1 pseudogene is annotated in these 583 nt (G+C 57.8%); it reads left to right on the top strand.

Going from position 1 to position 583, the window contains the following annotated elements:
• A pseudogene (locus GOB93_RS21050) lies at positions 1–475 on the top strand (transposase); the annotation flags it as partial.
• Positions 476–583: the final 108 nt, after the last annotated feature.

Below are 583 nucleotides of genomic sequence, written 5' to 3'. Positions count from 1 at the left end.
TGACGGGGGTCGCATGAGTTCGGATGGGGGCGTCATTCTGGTGAAGCAGGCTGATGACATTCTGGGGCTCAGCCGCCGCTTTGCTGCCTGTTTTCGCGATAAGCGGCATCCTGCCTTTGTGGAATACCGGGTTGAAGACCTTGTCCGTCAGCGGATCATGGGCCTGGCACTGGGCTATGAAGATCTCAATGATCACGATGCCCTGCGGCATGACCTGATCTTTGGTCTGGCCTCGGGCCGTCTGTCAGGAGGCCGGGCAAACTGCGCAGCATTGGCTGGCAAATCTACACTGAACCGGTTGGAGCGCAGTGGGTACAAGGCAGATCGTTACTGTCGGATCATTGCTGATCATGAGGCCCTGGCTACCCTGTTCGTCACGCTCTTCCTTGACCAGCATGAGCACGCACCCGCCCGGATCGTTCTGGATGTGGATGCCACCGATGACCGTATCCATGGCCATCAGGAAGGCCGCGCAGAGGTGGTCCCCATTTTTCGGACAGGGCGATAAGCTATCATCTGGCCTGAACGAGGACGGGTTTTATGGGCAAGGTTACGCGGAAACGGTATGCGGCAGAGTTCAAGT

Origin of the sequence: Acetobacter musti (assembly GCF_011516835.1) — a bacterium.
In the GTDB taxonomy this organism is placed as follows: Bacteria; Pseudomonadota; Alphaproteobacteria; order Acetobacterales; family Acetobacteraceae; genus Acetobacter; species Acetobacter musti.
This window is presented reverse-complemented; position numbering and strand designations above follow the sequence as displayed.